We start from the raw sequence: 16,445 nt of genomic DNA, 5'->3' as shown, positions 1-16,445 counted from the left end.
GGATTCCGGAAAGCCCCGAAATCGGTCACGTTCACCTGGAATGCCCGGTCACGATCAATCGGAATGCCCGGTCACGTTCGTTCGGAATCGTCGGTCACGTTGGGCCGGAATACCCAATTGTCAAAATGGCGGGCAATATTGGCGGGGCACAGGCACTGCAGGCGGTGCTTGAGCTTGAGCCAGCGTTTCGCGAGCGCGGTTTCAGCCAACCCGATATTGTCAAAATGGCGGGCAATATCGGCGGGGCACAGGCGCTGCAGGCGGTGCTTGAGCTTGAGCCGATGCTTCGCGAGTGTGACTTCCGTCAGGCTGACATCGTCAAAATTGCGGGCAACGGTGGCAGTGCCCAGGCGCTGAAGGCAGTGCTCGAGCATGGGCCAACACTGCGACAGCGCGGTTTCAGTCGAGCGGATATCGTCAAAATCGCGGCCAATGGGGGTGGAGCGCAAGCACTACAAGCGGTGCTCAAGCATGGGCCAACACTGGACGAGCGCGGCTTTACTCTGACCGATATCGTCAAAATGGCGGGCAATGTCGGTGGCGCCCAGGCATTGAAGGCAGTGCTTGAGCATGGGCCGACACTGCGGCAACGCGACTTGAGTCTAATCGATATCGTGGAGATTGCGAGCAATGGCGGCGCCCAGGCATTGAAAGCGGTGCTCAAATATGGGCCGGTGCTGACGCAGGTAGGACGTTCCAACGAGGAGATCGTGAATGTGGCCGCGCGCCGAGGAGGAGCCGGTCGAATACGAAAGATGGTGGCACCCTTGCTGGGGCGGCAATAGAGACGGCGTTACCAGCATTGAAGGCCCGTGACAAGGCGCAGGGCGTGTTGGTGGTGCCACGGTGGCGGCACGGTTGCCCGTTGCCGTGCGCGTGAGCAAGGCGCTGAACAGCAGTCCCCAACGCGTCGCCTCCCGCTTCCTGTTCTTCGGGCCAGCGCTTTGCCAGCTGGCTTCCAACGGCCCGCTGTTTTGCCAATCCGGTTATAGCTAGGTCAGTTCTTGGGCATGCGCGTCGGTGCCGAGCCCGTCGTCATCCGCAAGCATCGCTTTAATAACCGGCTCGCTCAGGCTGCGTTTCATTCTCGCCTCAAACCGTCATCACCAATTCAGAGTATTGCGCCAGCATATCGTCACCGGTGATGAGACACATCGGTTCCGTGATCGCCTGCGCAATGAGTAACCTGTCAAACGGATCGCGATGTAAGGGCGGTAGCTTACCTAACGCTTCTGTGTGGACGCCTAAAACCGGCAGTTCCACAAACCCACTCGCCTGCACAGCCGCCCTCGTCTGAGCTACGTTCTGCGGAAGTTTGCCCAAAGCGTGCTTGATCGCAATCTCCCAGCAACTGGCGATGCTCACAAACACCTCGGTATCGTCTGACAGGATCAGATCGCGCACCTTCTCGATTCGGTCCGAGCCGGTGAGCGTCCATAGCAGCACGTTGGTGTCAAACAGAAGCCTCATGTACTGCGGCCCTCGAAGGCCGACAGTACCTCTTCTGGCAAAGGCGCATCGAAATCTTCGGGCACCTCGAAACAACCTTTCAGAAGGCCGATCCGCTTCTTGGGCTTGCTAGACACTCCGCCGACCGGGACCAACTCTGCCTGCGCGTTGCCATATGCGCCAATTTTGATCCGTTCACCGCTCGCTGCCCGGTTCACGAGCTGCGACAACATGGTCTTGGCCTGGTGCATAGAAATGACTTTTTCCATGTTTTCTCCACAATTTTTATCAGTCTAGTCCGGACTTAGCTCGAAGTCAAGTTGAAGCCCACCATCGCGATGATGACAATAGTCGGATGACGACTATTGTCAGCGCAAAGAAAATTTGGATCTATTTTTTATGACCTGACTTTGAAAAGCCATAACGAGTCGTTCGGCAAGGGTTTCGCGAGCGCGGTTTCAGCCAACCCGATATTGTCAAAATCGCAGGCAATATCGGCGGGGCACAGGCACTGCAGGCGGTGCTTGAGCTTGAGCCGATGCTTCGCGAGTGTGACTTCCATCAGGCTGACATCGTCAAAATTGCGGGCAACGGTGGCAGCGCCCAGGCATTGAAGGCAGTGCTTGAGCACGGGCCGACACTGCGGCAACGCGACTTGAGTCTAATCGATATCGTGGAGATCGCGAGCAATGGCGGCGCCCAGGCGTTGAAAGCGGTGCTCAAATATGGGCCGGTGCTGACGCAGGCAGGACGTTCCAACGAGGAGATCGTGAATGTGGCCGCGCGCCGAGGTGGTCGCTGCCCGCGAGGCCGCAGCGCACGCCGAGCGCATGCTCGAGACGCACCACGCGGCGCTGCTCGCTGCGCAGGCGCGCCTGCAGGAACTGGAGCCCGCGCTGGCGGCGGCTGAAGCAACACGCCAGACGCTGCACACAGAAGTCGAGCGTTTGCAACGCGACGCCCAGGAGCGGGACGCCGCACTCGCCCAAGCGCGGCTGCAAGCGGCCGAAAAGCGCGCGCTCTTGGAGACAGAGCGCGAACGCAGCACCAGCGCGCGCCTGATTAAGGAACGGGATGCGGCGGTGCGACGCGCTGACGAGAGTGACGCGCCGCGCCGCGCTGAGCGGCAAGCGCTACAGGCGCAATTAGGGGACGCACGCCAGCACATTGGCATGCTAGAAGGCAGCTTAGCCGCGCTGCAGCGCGTGAACGCCGACGCTGAAAAAGCGCGGCGCGTGCGGCAGCGCAGATCCCCCCCAGTCCGCATCAGGCCGGACCTCGGGCCCGATTAGGCGGCCACGCCCGCTCACGTGTGCGCTCAAAAAGACGCCGTGACGCCGTCACCGACATTCGCTTTTTATATAAAGGCTCATGTGGCCGCAGGTCGGTTAGCAAGCATAGGTCAGCCCATAGCCGATCTCGGGCAAGTCTCGAATCATCACCGCTCCGGAGGGCACTGGGCGGCAGGGGAGCCAGATAATGGGCCAGCCGCTTGTATTCATCCATTATTATGGCGCGCACCACATCGTGGCTGCCACGGTTTTGACGCGGAATCAGTGTAGATTGCTGTTGGCTAGCCTTGCCTGGTCGATGGACTTCATGCACGACCAACTGGCCGACGGACGCAGCATCCGACTGTTTAACGTGATCGACGACTTCAACCGCGAAGCGCTCGGCATCGAGATCGACTTCTCGCGCCCTCGCAGCGGGTGATCCGTGCGCTGCGGCAGATCATCAGCTGGCGTGGCCGGCCAAAGGCGATTCGGTGTGACAACGGGTCCGAGTACCTGAACCTGGAGCACGTTCAGCGTTTCGCGACCGACTGGATGTGGACTTACAATCACGATCGCCCGAACATGGCCCTGGGCGGCTTGACGCCAAAACAGCGGCTAGCCATGGCCGCATAGTTCCTACTTCTGAACCCCGTGGAAAGCGGGGAGATTACCACCAAGATCTCGTCGTCGGCCATGATCGCGTTCTTGTAGGCCATGAAGTGCTTGAAGCTGGATACGCCGTGCTCGTGCACGAGCGTGCCCATGTCGCGGTGCACGGACTCGTTCCACCAGGTGGCGACGACGTGAAAGCCATAGTCGGCGGCCGCTTTCTCGGCCCAGCCACGCCATTCGCGGAACGCTTCCATCAGCGCTTGCTGCCAACTGGGGATCACGAAGTCGATCAGTGCCGGTATAGAAGTCGTCGCTCGCCACTGTGCCCATGAACGGCAATTCCATGTGCGTGTGCGGATCGATGCCGCCGGGCATCACGTACTGCCCGCCGGCGTCGATCACCGTCGCACCGGCCGGCGCGCGTAAGTCGGGTCAGATCTGCATAATCGTGCCGCCTTCGGCGCTGGATGCGCACAGCACGTCGGCACGCCAACGCTGGTTCGCGTCAATCAGCGTGCCGCCTCGAATCCAAATCGATCGGCGTAGCGCGCCACGCGCTTACGCGGGCTGCGGCTCGGCCACGTGCGCAGGATTGTTCGGATGCGTGATCCAGTTCGCATACCCGCCGGCGTCCACGCGCTCCATCGTGATGCATTGATCGACCGGGCATACGTGCATACATAAATTGCACCCGACGCAACGCTCGTCGACCACTTCGAAATGGCGCTGGCCGTCGCGGCTCGCCGTGATCGCCTGATGCGACGTGTCTTCGCACGCGATATGGCACAGCCCGCATTGGATGCATTTGGACGGATCGATGCGCGCCTTGATGTCGTATTGCAGGTTCAGGTACTTCCAGTCGGTCACATTGGGCACGGCGCGCCCGCGCACCTCATCCAGTGTCGCGAAACCCTTGTCATCCATCCAGTTCGATAAACCATCGATCATGTCAGTGACGATACGGAATCCGTAGTGCATCGCTGCCGTGCAGACCTGCACGCTGCCGGCGCCCAGCACGATAAACTCGGCCGCATCGCGCCAGTTCGAGATGCCGCCGATGCCGGAGATCGGCAGCCCCGGCGTATTGGAATCGCTCGCGATCTCGGCCACCATGTTTAATGCAATCGGCTTGACCGCCGGTCCGCAGTAGCCGCCGTGCGTGCCCTTGCCGTCGACAGTAGGCATCGGCGCCATCTGCTCCAGGTCAACCGCGATGATCGAATTGATCGTGTTGATCAGTGATACGCCATCGGCGCCGCCCGCGTGGGCGGCCCGGGAACCCAGCCGGATGTCGGTGATGTTCGGCGTGAGCTTGACCAGGCAGGGGAGCCGGCTCGCCTGCTTGACCCAGCGGGTAACCATCTCGACGTACTCAGGCACCTGGCCGACCGCGGCGCCCATGCCGCGCTCGCTCATACCGTGCGGACAGCCGAAGTTCAACTCGACGGCGTCGGCACCAGTATCCTCGACCTGCGGCAGGATCGATTTCCATGCCTGCTCATTGCACGGCACCATCAGCGATACGATCAGCGCCCGGTCCGGCCAGTCGCGCTTGATCTGCGCGATCTCGCGCAAGTTCACCTCCAGCGGGCGGTCTGTGATCAACTCAATATTGTTCAACCCGGCGATGCGCTGGCCGTTGTACGTCGTGGCCCCGTAGCGCGAGCCGACATTGACCACGTGCGGGTCCAGGCCCAGTGTTTTCCAGACCACGCCCCCCCAGCCGGCCTCGAACGCGCGGTTGACATTGTAGGCCTTGTCGGTGGGCGGCGCGGAGGCCAGCCAGAACGGGTTCGGCGATGCGATGCCGGCTATCGTGCAGCGAAGGTCAGCCATGATCGGCGCTCCGGTTTCTGATATCGATGTGAGTTGTCATGTCATACGGTCGGCAGGCCGTGCTGTAAGATCATGCCGCCTTGACCGCGTTGCGTGTGAACTGGCTATGGATCGCATGCGCAGCGCGCTTGCCATCCTGGACCGCTTGTACCGTCAGATCCAATCCCGAGTGGTGTGTGCAGTCACCGCCGGCCCAGACACCAGGCATTGACGTCGCACCGTCGGCGTCAACGGCGATCCGGCCGCCCTCGATAGTCAGTAACTGAGCCTCCAATCCGTCCGGTATGAGCGTCTGGCCGATTGCCTTCAGCACGACGTCCGCATCGATGCTGAAAGTCTCGCCGGTACCGATGAGCTTGCCGTCCGCGTCCAGAGCCGTGGCCTCGAATCGCACCGCGGTGACCTGCGGGCGGCGCCCTGGTTGCGGATGCGGCGCGCCGACGATGCGCAGCGGCCGCGCCCATTCGCGCAGCACCACGCCTTGTTTGCGCGCGAATTCGCGCTCAGCCCACGTCGCGCTCATCTGCTCGACGCCGCGCCGGTAGACAATCGTGACCTGCTGCGCGCCCAGCTTAAGGCTCTGCACGGCGGCGTCGATCGCCGTGTTGCCGCCGCCGATCACTACCACGCGCCGGCCGACGGGTACCGCGTCGAGCGTGACGCTCTGGCGCAGCCGAGCAATAAAGTCCACCGCGTCGAGCACGCCGTCAATCGTCTCACCGTCAACATGCAGCGCATTGACGCCCCCCAGCCCGATGCCAATGAAAACGGCATCGAATTGCGCGCGCAACCGCGCGACGGTCATGTCGCGGCCGAGCCGCTGCCCGGCGCGCAGTTCGATACCACCGATCGACAGCAGCCATCGCACTTCACGCTGCGCAAAGTCGTCGACCGTCTTGTATGCGGCAATGCCGTATTCGTTCAAGCCGCCCGGCTTGTCATGCATGTCGAAGATCGTCACCCGGTGCCCAGCCTGGGCCAACGTATGCGCGCAGGCTAACCCCGCCGGGCCCGAGCCGACCACCGCGACATGCGTTCCAGTGTCGGCGGCCCGCGTGAACAGCGGTTTGCCTGACGCCGCCTCGCGCGCCATCTGGTGGTCGGTCGCATGCCGTTGCAGTGCGCCGATCGCCACCGGCTTGCCATCCTGCTTGTTACGCACACAAGCGCCTTCGCAGAGGATTTCGGTCGGGCAGACGCGCGCGCACATGCCGCCGAGCGGGTTGGCCGACAGGATGTCACGCGCGGCGCCCGTCAGGTTGCCGTTGCCAATCTTGCGGATGAACCCCGGGATGTCAATGCCCGTCGGGCATGCGTTCACGCACGGCGCGTCGTAGCAATAATGACAGCGGTTCGCCTCGACGACAGCCGCGGAGGCGCCCAGCGGTGGCGCGACATCGGCGAAGTTTGCCGCGAGCTGGTCCGCAGGCAGGCGGCCTGCTGCAATGTCGCCGGTTTGTTGTAAAGACATCAAAGGCTCCTTTGAGCAGAAAACACAATCCTACCGGCCGCGATGTACGGCTAGCATGAACCGAACCGATCACCCTATGATGGGAACGGCTATCGCGGCTCACACGCGCGCTCGAGCATCGCATGCAGCAGCACGTTGGCGCCGGCCTCGATCCATTCGGGCTTCGCGTCCTCGACCTCGATCGTCTTGTTCTCGCTCTCCAGGATCGGCCCCTGCTCGATATGCAGATCGAACGCCGCGTGAATCGGCCGCCCGCCGCACAGCTGCGCGCCCGCATAGCCGATGCGAGCGTCTCGATCGGCCATTCAGTGACGATCCCATGGTCGTTGGGCAGATACTCGCCCTGATACCGCATTCCCGACGTCGTACCAGTGTAGTCGTGTGGTAACAGCATACCCACTTTATTTCCAGCAGGAAAGGCTGTCCGTTTCCCCCATAGATTTCCGGCGTCGTGATTTTCGTGCTCCTGCGTTGATCGTGTTACTTACTTGATCGTATTACTTATTCTTGAGGCCATAAACGAGATGGCGGTAAAGGCGATGGCCAGTCGCTGAACAATGAGTTTACCGGCTCGACAGCTTGGACGGACGCTGCCGTCGTGGCACCCACAAGCCGGCCTCTGTCATCAGCCGGCGAACCGTCTCCTTAGCCAGTCGAATGCCGTGGCATTCCCACAGCTTCTCGCAGGCCAGGGTTGGCCCAAAATCGGCGTAGCGCTCGCGGATGAGCGTTAGCGCCCGCCGGGCCAGTTCAGCGTCCAGCCGCCGGTTGCCGGGACGGCCACGCTTGCGCGAGGCTAGTCCAGCCGCGCCGCATTCCCGGTACCGGATCACTAGCCGTTCGATCTGCCGTACCGTCAGACCTAGCCGCTCAGCGGCATGCCCGGGCTTGAGCCCCCTATCTACAACAGCCTGTACCACCTTCAGACGGTCCAGTTCTCGCATATTCAATGTCACCAGTGCTGCTCGATGTCGATGCATGGCCGGCTCCGTCATCCCACCAGGAACCAGTAAGCATATCGAGGTCCAAACACGACATCTCTAAATAGCTAAAACACGACATTTCTATAAAGCTACTACAGTCCTAAAATGCGATAATATAGATTATGTAAACTTATAAAAAAGACAGTCAAAGCAAGCAGCTACACCTAGCGGTAAACTTCGCCCCGCTTGCCAACCTGCATAACACACGCAACGCACAGTCCTGAATGTCACAGATGATCAGGTAATCGGCTTGAGCGCGCACACCAGTGGCTTACGATCTTTCCAACTGGCCAGATTCATCGAATTGCGGATCAGATAAACGATGCAGGCTGGATCTGCGCAGCCTGCGGATATATTGCCTCAATCGCTTCAGGAAAGCCGCCCAAGCCACCGAACACGGCGATCAGGATCTCGTGCAGGCCGCGGTTCTTCAATTCGGTGAACACCTTCATCGACGATTTGCACGCCAACCTCAACCTTCGCCTGGTGCCTGGGACTTGCGCGACTGTGTTCTATTCCGACCTAAACGATGGACGATAAGAAAAATTGCCCCCAGAACCTTTACTCCACTTCGCTTTCATCTTACTTTTAAGTCGCTGGTGTCGGCTTCAATGACATCAGCTGGGTAGCTGCCTATCACCGCTGAGGGCGGCTTTCTTTTCGCTACGGAATCAAGGAGATTCTCATGGATAAGCACCAAGAGGCGGGTCTGCTGTTGGCCGAGGAATCGCTGATGGAGCTGTGCGCGTCGGCAGAGACGCTGGGCGGTGCGGGGAACTATAAGGAAGCCGGTATAGGCCGCTTTTCTGACGGAATTGACTCCGACGACGAGTAAATAAGCGTCAGCACCCAGCAACGGTCCGTCTGCGGTGCGGCATGACGTTGGGCGACAGCCGTGCGAGGACGTTGCTGGGTGTTTTCTTGTCGTTACCATACAGAACAATCATACCCCCATGCCGCATCATTTGATGCCCCATGTGTTTGGGGCCTGCTTCGCGAAGCAGCTTATCTTGCTCGATGTGGTACGCGATCGGTATGCAGTTTTAACCGAGCGGCAATCGGCAGCCTTGGCATCCCAGCTTGGATGGAAGGATGCGCGCTTTGCGCCAGCCGAGGCGAGTCAGCCTGTCGCCATGCTGGAAGAATTACAGCGGGCGCATTGGGTCAGCGCCACTTCCTTTCCCGAGGTTGACGCGAAGCTCAACACGGTGAGCCCGTCTCCGACAACGGGCGGCATGTCGGCCAATGGCTGGAAGTTGCCTGAGGATGCGTTCGCGCATCGCCCCGCCTGGACCCACATCGCCCGAGCCTTGCTCGTGCTCAGCGGCGTGCACCGATGCGCGGCACGACGCGGACTGGCCGGGTTATTGCAGCTGTGCACGCGGGCTCACCGCGAAGCCAGCCTGCGGGTCGGTGCGCCGGACGATTATGCGCCTTTCGTGAACACGCTCAATTGGGCGTGTCTGTTTTACCCCCGGCCCACCAAGTGTTTAGAGTGGTCCGTCGCGTTGACCCTGCTGTGCGCGCGCGCCGGCTTGGCAGCGAAATTGGTCATCGGCGTGCAATCCTTTCCATTTTATGCACACGCCTGGTCGGAAGCCGAAGGCGTGGTGATTGGTGATAGTCCGCTCAGACGCCAAGAGCTCGCCGTGATTCTGGAATGTCCCCATCCCCTGCTCTCGTTACCCCTATGACCCTGCTCGGTATCGCTTATCCCAAGACACAGGATGATTGGGCACAAAAGCAAGATTGGACACTCGTGCGCGATCCGTCCAATCGGATTGCGGGGGCGCTGTGGCATCAACCTGACCGGTCCACGCCTATCCTCTGCGGGCACTTCGGCACGCGCTTCTACTGCTTGTATGGTTCGGCGTTTTCGAAACAGGCCCATCGCGAAATTCAGGTAGACGAGCTGCAGGCCATTGTGGCAGAAGGTCCGGCGCGTCTCATGGCGCAATTTTGGGGCAAATATTTATTTATTTGCTTCGACCTAGCGGCCAAAAAGCTGATCTGTTGCAGCGATCCGAGTAACCAATGGCCCTTATATTGGGCCTGGTCCAGTCGCCAGGGTTTGCTTTTTTCGGATACGATCACGTGCCTGCATCAAACCTTGGTGGACAACGACGAGCGTCCAGCCTGGAATCACGCCTTTTTTACGACATGGTTGCGTACCGGTACCGTACAAAGTGGCGAGTTGCCCTTCGATCGGATCCAAGAGATTCCGGTGGGTTGCGCTCTCTCCTATACGGAGGGCCGTCAGCCGCAGATTCTGACGCTCTGGAATCCGTTCGAGCATGCGCTTAAGGATGATACGCAAACCCCATTTGGCATTTTAAAGCAGCATCTAAACCGGTTCGTCTCCTTGGCCGATCAGCCTGTGCTGGAACTCTCCGGCGGTCTGGAATCGAGCTCGGTACTGCTAGCGATGCGCGCCGTCGCCTCGGCTGACCAGCCGCTGTCTTGCGCACATTATTACCATGCCGATGTGGCGTCGTCCAATGAGCTGGAGCATGCCCGTCAAGTCGCGCAGCACACCCGCGCTCACCTCCAGGAAGTGAGCGCGAAGGTCTTATCGTTTGCCCCCGTTCAGTCGGTACCGCGCATGGCGAAACCGAATCTGCGGTATAGTATGCTCGGGTTTAGTCAAGATATTGCCAGCCAGCTTGAGCGGCAGGCGCACACCCAGCTGATCAGTGGGCACGGAGGTGATTCGCTCTTTCTAGCGCCGCCGCCTTTCGGCGCGCTGGCCGACGCGGCACTCGCTGGGCAATGGCGGCGACTCAAGCGCGTGGCAATGGACCTGGCACTCATGCACCGAACGCCGCTGATGCGCGTGGCCAAGCGCGCGGTGCGATCGGTGTTTGCTGCCGATCCTTCCGACCATGTGAACGGCACCTTCAAGCTGCTCTCCGAGGACGCACAGCACGCGCCGTTCGATCGACGCGCATGCCTGCACCCGTTTTTCCAGCATACCCAGGTTCGTCTGCCCGGCAAGCGCTACCAATTGTTTATGGCTTTTTTATCACTCGATGATGTCAGAGCCCCAGCCTATCCGTTTACCCAACCCACGCATTATCCGTTTCTGTGCCAACCGATGGTCGAGCTCGCCCTCTCCATACCTAGCTACGACCACTTCGAAGGCGCGCATAATCGCATTGTGCTGAGAAAGTCTGTCTCGGCGGCCACCGGCTATCCGAACCTATGGCGACGCAACAAAGGTGAAACCTCGGGTATCGATTTATTGGGCATCCGAGACCACCGGGATCATGTGATGGCAGTGTGTGTCGAGGGATGGTTAGCCAAAGCAGGCTATATCGACACCGCGCGCACTCATGCTGCGATTCAACAGAGCAGTAAGGGGAATAGTAAACATTTTATGGACCTCCTTCACCTCTATGCCGCCGAACTGTTTGTTCAAAGCTGGCAATAACCGGTGGGCCAAGCGTGATGCAGCATAGTCTTGCCAGGACGATCTTCTTTTTGTTGGGGTGTTTGTGGACGCGCGAATGGAAGGCACGTCTTCAGCTCATCGCCGCCATCGGCTGTACCGGATGCTCGGTCGGGTTGACTATTCTCGCCCCGATGCTGCTCAAGTGGCTCATCGACGGTTTATCCAGCGCGTCGCTCTCGGCAACGAGCGTTTATCTGCTCTGTGTGGCTTACGGCGGCGCATGGTTTCTGTCACAAGCAACGAACCGTTGCGAGCAGTATTTGTTCGTGGTGGTCAATGAGCGGATCAAACGCACGATTACGCTGAACTATGTCAGTCGTGTGCTCGGTCAGCCCGCTGCGGCATTGAGCGCTCACCAAACGGGCGCCTCCGTGAGCGAACTCACGCGCGTACAAGACAGTGCGATGCGAGCGATGATTGGGCTCTTTTGGAGCCTCGCGCCGATTTGTGTCGAAATCGCGGTCGTGGGCATCGTCGTTTGCTCGTTGTTTGGCCTCGTTTATACGGCGGTCTTGTTGGGCGTTTTAACCCTTTATCTTTACTTGAGCGTTGCGACGGCGAAGCGGTGCGAAGTGCTACAGCGCAAGAAAAACCGGGCGGCGGATCGTGCCTCGACACGGCTAGTCGACACGCTGATGCATGCCGACACGGTCAAAGCGTTTTCGAATGAAGCCAGTGAACTCACGCGGCTCGACCGTGTGTTCAAAATGCGCGCCTGGACAAGTATCCATATCACGCGCAAGATGGAGATCGTCGGCGCCGTGCAATTACTGATTGTCGGTATCGGGTTGACTACGCTCACGGCGCTGGCGGGTCGTGATATCTTGGCACACCGGCTCACCCTGGGCGATTTCGTGTTGTTGAACAGCTACCTGCTGCGATTTACGCTGCCGCTCAGCACGTTCGGCTATATGGTGCGGAGTATTCAGATCGGGTTGTTCAATCTATCAGAATTGTTGCACACGATCCGTGCCAGATGGCACTTCGAACCCCTGGGTCAGCCTCTGTTCGAGCAGGCGCCGTCAATCGAGTTTCGCAACGCCAGCTTTTGCCATCCGTGTGGTAGACGGGTCTTACACCACGCGAATTTTTTGATTCCTGCTGGCGCCTTCTGTGCGCTGGTGGGGCCGAGCGGCGCGGGGAAATCCACGCTTATCAAGTTATTACTGCGTCTGTATAAGCTCGATGAGGGGCAAATCCTCATCGATGGTCAACCGATTGAATCGTTTTCCGAATCGCAATTGCGTCAGTCGATCAGCTATGTGACACAAGAGGCGCATTTGCTGGATCGCTCGATACGCGAAAACATTCGTTTCGCTTGCCCGCAAGCTTCCGATGCAGCGCTTGAACAAGTTATTCGTACTTGCGCGCTGCCCCCTGTCATTGAAGCTGCCAGTCATGGCCTGGACACGCCGATTGGCGAGCGCGGCAACAAATTATCGGGCGGCGAGCGGCAACGTGTGGGACTGGCCCGCGCTTTATTGCGCGATAGCCCTTTACTGCTGCTCGACGAGCCGACTGCCGCACTTGATGCGCACACGGAGGCCGATATCTTTCAGCATCTCTATGAACGTTATCGTCACACCACTCGGCTTGTGATTGCCCATCGGCTCGCTGCGATTCAGCATGCGGACCTCATCTTGGTCATGCAGGACGGTGCGATCGTGGAAGCCGGCACGCATCATAGTTTGCTGGCGCAACAGGGTGTGTATGCCAATCTTTGGTATAAGCAAACCGATGTGTCGGCACACAGATCTGACTGCGCCAACTTGGCAGAAATCGTCGATTCATAGAGGTGATAGAGGGGGTGGGGAACATGGAACAGCCAACTGATTCCCCGATGGACAAACACCTGATGCGGCTCGATGACGGCAAGTTCTACATCGAGCACAACTGTAACGGCGAAGCGGCCACCACCAACGGCTTTCTGCTTCGTCGGTGCCTGATCTCTCCAACGACACTTGGCGCTGACGAATGCGTCGGTGAATGCGAGCAATGTACGGCTGGGCAATGGCGCCCGTCGATCAATGCGCGGTATGACGAAGCAACCGGCCGCGACTGCCGGGAGCTGGCCGCTTTGACAAGAACCTCGATGCCATCACGCTAGCACGAGCAAAGCTTGGACAATATGGGTCCAGTCGGGGCGACGCGCGAACGCATCCTCAGGCAACTTCCAGCCATTGGCCGACATGCCACCCGTTGTCGGAGACGGGCTCACCGTGTTGAGCTTCGGGTCAACTTCGGGAAAGGAAGTGGCGCTGACCCAATGCGCCCGCTGTAATTGTTCCAGCATGGCGGTAGGCTGACTCGCCTCGGCTCGAGCGAAGCGCGCACCTTTCAGTCCAAGCTGGGATGCCAAGGGATGGAAAACACCCAGCAACGTCCTCGCACGGCTGTCGCCCAACGTCATGCCGCACCGCAGACGGACCGTTGCTGGGTGCTGACGCTTATTTACTCGTCGTCGGAGTCAATTCCGTCAGAAAAGCGGCCTATACCGGCTTCCCTATACTCCCCCGCACCGCCCAGCGTTTCTGCCGACGCGCACAGCTCCATCAGCGATTCCTCGGCCAACAGCAAGCCCGTCTCTTGTTGCTTATCCATGAGAATCTCCTTGATTCCGTAGCGAAAAGAAAGCTGCCCTCAGCGGTGATAGGCAGCAACTTAGCTGATGTCATTGAAGCCGACACCAGCGACTTAAAAGTAAGATGAAAGCGAAGTGGAGTAAAGATTTTGGGGGCAATTTTTCTGATCGTCCATCATTTTAGTCGGAACAGAACACAGCCGCGCAAATTCCAGGCACCAGGCGAAGGTTGAGGTGGGCGTGCAAATCGTCGAACACGGGATCCTTGTCACAGCTAGTAAAGCATCCCGCACTGAAGCCGCAATTAAACGTGCATACTTTTGACCGCGACGAAGACACGAACGCCAGCGGCTTATGCTACCCGCCAAAAAACTCACGTTTCTTGCGCCCACTTCTGCCAGGCTTTTTTAAGACGCTCGGCGGTGATCAACTCCACGCCGAGCACTTCGCTGACCGCCAGTGTGGTCTGCCCGGCTTCAAACAGCGTCGCGATGTAACTATTGCGCAGCGTCTGGGGACTGGTGCGCGCCTGCCGCCTGTCGGCCGCGCCGCAGGCGCGCATGATGGCCTCGGTGGCGCGCAGCGCGGTGACTGCGTGCATCGGCCGCCCGTCCCGTCCACCGGGAAAGACCCATGGACTATCCACGCCACTGGCGTGCCGTTCGGCTAACCAGCGCGCCAGCGCCGAGTGTGCAAACGGTTCGGGCCGGGGCTGATGCGAGAAACGTGAGCCTGGCGAGGTGATGTGCATGAGTTGGTCCGGTCCAATATTAATGCAGTTAACTGTCAGCTTAAGCGCCTGCGACACCTTTAACCCCGCTCCCAGGAACGTAGCTACCAACGCACGGTCCCGTAAGCTGTGCCAGCGTGCGTAATGGGCACTGTCCACAGGAGACAGCAGCGTGTCGACGATGCGCTGCCTTTCCTGCTGCGATAGGAAATCAGTGTCCTGGTTGCCCTTGACGTGCTTCCATGTGGCTCGGCTGTCTCGCAACGCGCCCACAGCGGGATTGACGTTCCCACTTTGTTGCGTACATGCATCAATATCGATAAACACGCGCTCAATTAATTTGCGGTAACGCGCGCGTTGATCTCGATTCTCACGGTGCAAGCTGGCCAGAAAGGCGCTGATCGTGTCGGGCGTCGCTGCGCTCAAAGGGATGCGGTGCACTTGAAGGTAGCGCACGAATGTGCGCCATTGAGCGAGATAGACTTGAGCGGACGAAGACCGCAAGGTGCGAGAGGCGCCGCGCCCGGCTTGGCGAGCGAGCCAGGCCTCAAATGATTGAATGGGCGCGCGGTCCCAGTCAGTGCGCTGCTGAGCGGCAAATAGATCAGCCTCAGTCATGGTAGGCAGGGGAAGTGGGTGTTGATAGGTAGATGACTGTTAACTGCATAAATAGTATGCCGCAACCCGACGTCCGGGGCAACGGGTACTCATCCATAGCCACCTTTATGCGCCTAAGTCCAGAACGGTAATTTCAATATCGCCTCGCTCAAACTTCACCCGCCTCAGGCACAGCCGATGCATATGAAAACAGGCGCGGAATATGCGCGGAAACTGACAGGCGGTCCACGATCTGGAACAAGCGGCATGAACTATGCATAGAAAAGGAGCACAACAGTATGACTGACTATCTAAGTTATGTTGGAATTGGTTTGGTAACGCTCTTGCCGATCATCAATCCAATTACTAGCGCCAGCGTATTCCTCGGGTTGAGCGCTCATATGAGCCCTGCGCAGCGCAATCATCAGATCAACTTGATCGCCCTTTATGTACTGATAGCGTTATTGGTCTGTTTTTACGCAGGCAGTGCCATTATGAACGTGTTCGGTATTTCGGTTCCGGGAATGCGTGTTGCGGGAGGAATGATTGTCACCTATATTGGTTTTGGAATGCTTTTCCCCAAATATCACGAAATTGAAACACAAAAGGAAATAGCATCAACGCATCCAGCCAACGTGGCTTTTATTCCCCTCACCTTGCCCGTGACCGTTGGCCCAGGGGCGATCGCAATGATTGTTAGCGATGCTTCAGCAATCCATCGGACAGGCGGGCATCGTTTGATCGATCATCTCGTCGTGCTAACCGTCGATATTGCGCTTACGTTGATCCTATGGATGACTTTGCGCAGCGCATCGCGGGTGCTCCATTTGTTGGGAAGGTCTGGCACCGATGCCATTTCCCGAGTAATGGGTTTCATGCTGGTTTGCATGGGGGTACAGTTTGGCTTAAATGGGCTACACGGGGCCTTCGTGGCGTCAGAATGACCGTTTAGGGTTCTGCCGCATCAATTCATCCCGATCACCACGCTAGCACTCTGCCTGCACATTCACGCGCGAAGTGAGTCAGGATTGAATTCGCCTTAAACAAGATGCGACACATCGTCTGCGTGATACGTGTGTCTTGCCAAGCGTGCCGTGGACTGTCTTGCGCTGTGATGTACCCGGTTTAGCGCCGGACTGAATTCATTGGTGGGCCAAGGCAGCCGCAATGGCACTTGTCCGGCGCGAAGGAGGACGAGGTAAGGGAAACAAAGGCGCCATGCAGTGGCGCTCGGCCTGCAGTGGCTCAATGCGGCAGTAACGCCCGTGCGAGGTAACGCGCTGCGCACGGACGCGTGCGCTCCAGCCGGGAAACGGCTGCCCAACCCGCTGGTTGAATACATTTGTAGTGTTGGGCAAGATTGATCTCGCATCGGCATTGACCGGCGGCACACCAATCACTAATGATGGTCTTAATCATCGCGCCGCGCGGTGAGAAGGACCAGCCAAGTGAGGCCCGCCC

15 protein-coding genes and 6 pseudogenes are annotated in these 16,445 nt (G+C 59.0%); 10 read left to right on the top strand and 11 right to left on the bottom strand.

The genetic code is table 11. From position 1 onward, the window contains the following. The first annotated feature begins 125 nt into the window (after positions 1–125). Entirely contained in the window at positions 126–785 is a 660-nt protein-coding gene (locus KQH60_RS05590; protein ID WP_237575554.1) for a TAL effector repeat-containing protein, read from the top strand. Positions 786–1,092: 307 nt separating this feature from the next. Here the strand turns inward: KQH60_RS05590 and KQH60_RS05585 are convergent, their stop codons facing one another. Further along, positions 1,093–1,470, bottom strand: coding sequence for a type II toxin-antitoxin system VapC family toxin (locus KQH60_RS05585; RefSeq protein WP_237575553.1), 378 nt, complete (start codon positions 1,468–1,470; stop codon positions 1,093–1,095). Further along, positions 1,467–1,718 carry a type II toxin-antitoxin system Phd/YefM family antitoxin gene (locus KQH60_RS05580; RefSeq protein WP_237575552.1) on the bottom strand — a complete coding sequence of 84 codons (252 nt, stop codon included), beginning with the start codon at positions 1,716–1,718 and terminating at the stop codon, positions 1,467–1,469. Before KQH60_RS05580 ends, KQH60_RS05585 begins: the two co-directional genes overlap by 4 nt. Before the next feature lie 194 nt (positions 1,719–1,912). Here KQH60_RS05580 and KQH60_RS05570 point away from each other — a divergent pair. From KQH60_RS05570 to KQH60_RS05560, 3 genes and pseudogenes are all read left to right on the top strand, one after another. Continuing rightward, positions 1,913–2,188 (top strand): annotated as a pseudogene (locus tag KQH60_RS05570) (hypothetical protein); the annotation flags it as partial. A 34-nt stretch (positions 2,189–2,222) separates the two neighbouring features. Next, positions 2,223–2,741, top strand: coding sequence for a hypothetical protein (locus KQH60_RS05565; RefSeq protein WP_237575551.1), 519 nt, complete (start codon positions 2,223–2,225; stop codon positions 2,739–2,741). Between the two features lie 292 nt (positions 2,742–3,033). Beyond that, a pseudogene (locus tag KQH60_RS05560) lies at positions 3,034–3,356 on the top strand (DDE-type integrase/transposase/recombinase); the annotation flags it as partial. A 38-nt stretch (positions 3,357–3,394) separates the two neighbouring features. On the opposite strand, the pseudogene KQH60_RS05555 reads toward KQH60_RS05560, so the two are convergent. From KQH60_RS05555 to KQH60_RS05530, 6 genes and pseudogenes are all read right to left on the bottom strand, one after another. Next, a pseudogene (locus KQH60_RS05555) lies at positions 3,395–3,869 on the bottom strand (dihydropyrimidinase); the annotation flags it as partial. 24 nt (positions 3,870–3,893) lie between these two features. Further along, on the bottom strand, positions 3,894–5,171 hold the full coding sequence (preA, locus tag KQH60_RS05550; RefSeq protein WP_237575550.1) for an NAD-dependent dihydropyrimidine dehydrogenase subunit PreA: 1,278 nt from the start codon (positions 5,169–5,171) through the stop codon (positions 3,894–3,896). 70 nt (positions 5,172–5,241) lie between these two features. Further along, entirely contained in the window at positions 5,242–6,642 is a 1,401-nt protein-coding gene (locus KQH60_RS05545; RefSeq protein ID WP_237575549.1) for an NAD(P)-dependent oxidoreductase, read from the bottom strand. Between the two features lie 146 nt (positions 6,643–6,788). Beyond that, positions 6,789–6,932, bottom strand: a pseudogene (locus KQH60_RS05540) (Zn-dependent hydrolase); the annotation flags it as partial. 285 nt (positions 6,933–7,217) lie between these two features. Beyond that, a pseudogene (locus KQH60_RS05535) lies at positions 7,218–7,586 on the bottom strand (helix-turn-helix domain-containing protein); the annotation flags it as partial. A gap of 282 nt (positions 7,587–7,868) precedes the next feature. Then, a pseudogene (locus KQH60_RS05530) lies at positions 7,869–8,077 on the bottom strand (transposase); the annotation flags it as partial. Between the two features lie 233 nt (positions 8,078–8,310). Here KQH60_RS05530 and KQH60_RS05525 point away from each other — a divergent pair. The 5 genes from KQH60_RS05525 (at position 8,311) to KQH60_RS05505 (ending at position 13,183) form a co-directional block, all read left to right on the top strand. After that, a complete protein-coding gene (locus KQH60_RS05525) occupies positions 8,311–8,460 on the top strand; it encodes a burhizin family lasso peptide (protein WP_237575548.1) in 150 nt (49 codons plus the stop codon). A gap of 118 nt (positions 8,461–8,578) precedes the next feature. Then, a complete protein-coding gene (locus tag KQH60_RS05520; protein WP_237575547.1) occupies positions 8,579–9,319 on the top strand; it encodes a lasso peptide biosynthesis B2 protein in 741 nt (246 codons plus the stop codon). Further along, positions 9,316–11,055 carry an asparagine synthase C-terminal domain-containing protein gene (locus KQH60_RS05515; RefSeq protein WP_237575546.1) on the top strand — a complete coding sequence of 580 codons (1,740 nt, stop codon included), beginning with the start codon at positions 9,316–9,318 and terminating at the stop codon, positions 11,053–11,055. Before KQH60_RS05520 ends, KQH60_RS05515 begins: the two co-directional genes overlap by 4 nt. Before the next feature lie 17 nt (positions 11,056–11,072). Then, entirely contained in the window at positions 11,073–12,869 is a 1,797-nt protein-coding gene (locus tag KQH60_RS05510; RefSeq protein ID WP_237575545.1) for an ABC transporter ATP-binding protein, read from the top strand. A gap of 47 nt (positions 12,870–12,916) precedes the next feature. Continuing rightward, positions 12,917–13,183 carry a hypothetical protein gene (locus tag KQH60_RS05505; RefSeq protein ID WP_237575544.1) on the top strand — a complete coding sequence of 89 codons (267 nt, stop codon included), beginning with the start codon at positions 12,917–12,919 and terminating at the stop codon, positions 13,181–13,183. Here KQH60_RS05505 and KQH60_RS05500 read toward each other — a convergent pair. The 3 genes from KQH60_RS05500 to KQH60_RS05490 all read right to left on the bottom strand — a co-directional run bounded on the left by KQH60_RS05500 (position 13,175) and on the right by KQH60_RS05490 (position 15,005). After that, the gene (locus KQH60_RS05500) at positions 13,175–13,369 is read right to left on the bottom strand and encodes a hypothetical protein (protein WP_237575543.1); all 195 of its coding nucleotides are present in this window, start codon (positions 13,367–13,369) and stop codon (positions 13,175–13,177) included. The two genes, KQH60_RS05505 and KQH60_RS05500, sit on opposite strands and share 9 nt — an antisense overlap. Positions 13,370–13,527: 158 nt before the next feature. Then, complete coding sequence (locus KQH60_RS05495; RefSeq protein ID WP_237575542.1) at positions 13,528–13,677, bottom strand: burhizin family lasso peptide; 150 nt, start codon at positions 13,675–13,677, stop codon at positions 13,528–13,530. A 353-nt stretch (positions 13,678–14,030) separates the two neighbouring features. Further along, entirely contained in the window at positions 14,031–15,005 is a 975-nt protein-coding gene (locus KQH60_RS05490; protein ID WP_237575541.1) for a tyrosine-type recombinase/integrase, read from the bottom strand. 278 nt (positions 15,006–15,283) lie between these two features. On the opposite strand from KQH60_RS05490, the gene KQH60_RS05485 reads away from it, so the two are divergent. After that, complete coding sequence (locus tag KQH60_RS05485; protein WP_237575540.1) at positions 15,284–15,928, top strand: MarC family NAAT transporter; 645 nt, start codon at positions 15,284–15,286, stop codon at positions 15,926–15,928. Positions 15,929–16,445: the final 517 nt, after the last annotated feature.

This window comes from Mycetohabitans sp. B8 (assembly GCF_021991875.1).
In the GTDB taxonomy this organism is placed as follows: Bacteria; Pseudomonadota; Gammaproteobacteria; order Burkholderiales; family Burkholderiaceae; genus Mycetohabitans.
The sequence above is the reverse complement of the archived record's forward strand: the minus strand, read 5'-3'. Positions and strand labels throughout refer to the sequence as shown.

Coding starts and splice junctions, on each gene's coding strand:
- KQH60_RS05490 (WP_237575541.1), bottom strand. CDS start 15,005: ATGACTGAGGCTGATCTATTTGCCGCTCAGCAGCGCACTGACTGGGAC.
- KQH60_RS05500 (WP_237575543.1), bottom strand. CDS start 13,369: ATGCTGGAACAATTACAGCGGGCGCATTGGGTCAGCGCCACTTCCTTT.
- KQH60_RS05520 (WP_237575547.1), top strand. CDS start 8,579: ATGCCGCATCATTTGATGCCCCATGTGTTTGGGGCCTGCTTCGCGAAG.
- preA (WP_237575550.1), bottom strand. CDS start 5,171: ATGGCTGACCTTCGCTGCACGATAGCCGGCATCGCATCGCCGAACCCG.
- KQH60_RS05495 (WP_237575542.1), bottom strand. CDS start 13,677: ATGGATAAGCAACAAGAGACGGGCTTGCTGTTGGCCGAGGAATCGCTG.
- KQH60_RS05525 (WP_237575548.1), top strand. CDS start 8,311: ATGGATAAGCACCAAGAGGCGGGTCTGCTGTTGGCCGAGGAATCGCTG.
- KQH60_RS05585 (WP_237575553.1), bottom strand. CDS start 1,470: ATGAGGCTTCTGTTTGACACCAACGTGCTGCTATGGACGCTCACCGGC.
- KQH60_RS05485 (WP_237575540.1), top strand. CDS start 15,284: ATGACTGACTATCTAAGTTATGTTGGAATTGGTTTGGTAACGCTCTTG.
- KQH60_RS05515 (WP_237575546.1), top strand. CDS start 9,316: ATGACCCTGCTCGGTATCGCTTATCCCAAGACACAGGATGATTGGGCA.
- KQH60_RS05505 (WP_237575544.1), top strand. CDS start 12,917: ATGGACAAACACCTGATGCGGCTCGATGACGGCAAGTTCTACATCGAG.
- KQH60_RS05590 (WP_237575554.1), top strand. CDS start 126: ATGGCGGGCAATATTGGCGGGGCACAGGCACTGCAGGCGGTGCTTGAG.
- KQH60_RS05510 (WP_237575545.1), top strand. CDS start 11,073: ATGCAGCATAGTCTTGCCAGGACGATCTTCTTTTTGTTGGGGTGTTTG.
- KQH60_RS05545 (WP_237575549.1), bottom strand. CDS start 6,642: ATGTCTTTACAACAAACCGGCGACATTGCAGCAGGCCGCCTGCCTGCG.
- KQH60_RS05580 (WP_237575552.1), bottom strand. CDS start 1,718: ATGGAAAAAGTCATTTCTATGCACCAGGCCAAGACCATGTTGTCGCAG.
- KQH60_RS05565 (WP_237575551.1), top strand. CDS start 2,223: ATGTGGCCGCGCGCCGAGGTGGTCGCTGCCCGCGAGGCCGCAGCGCAC.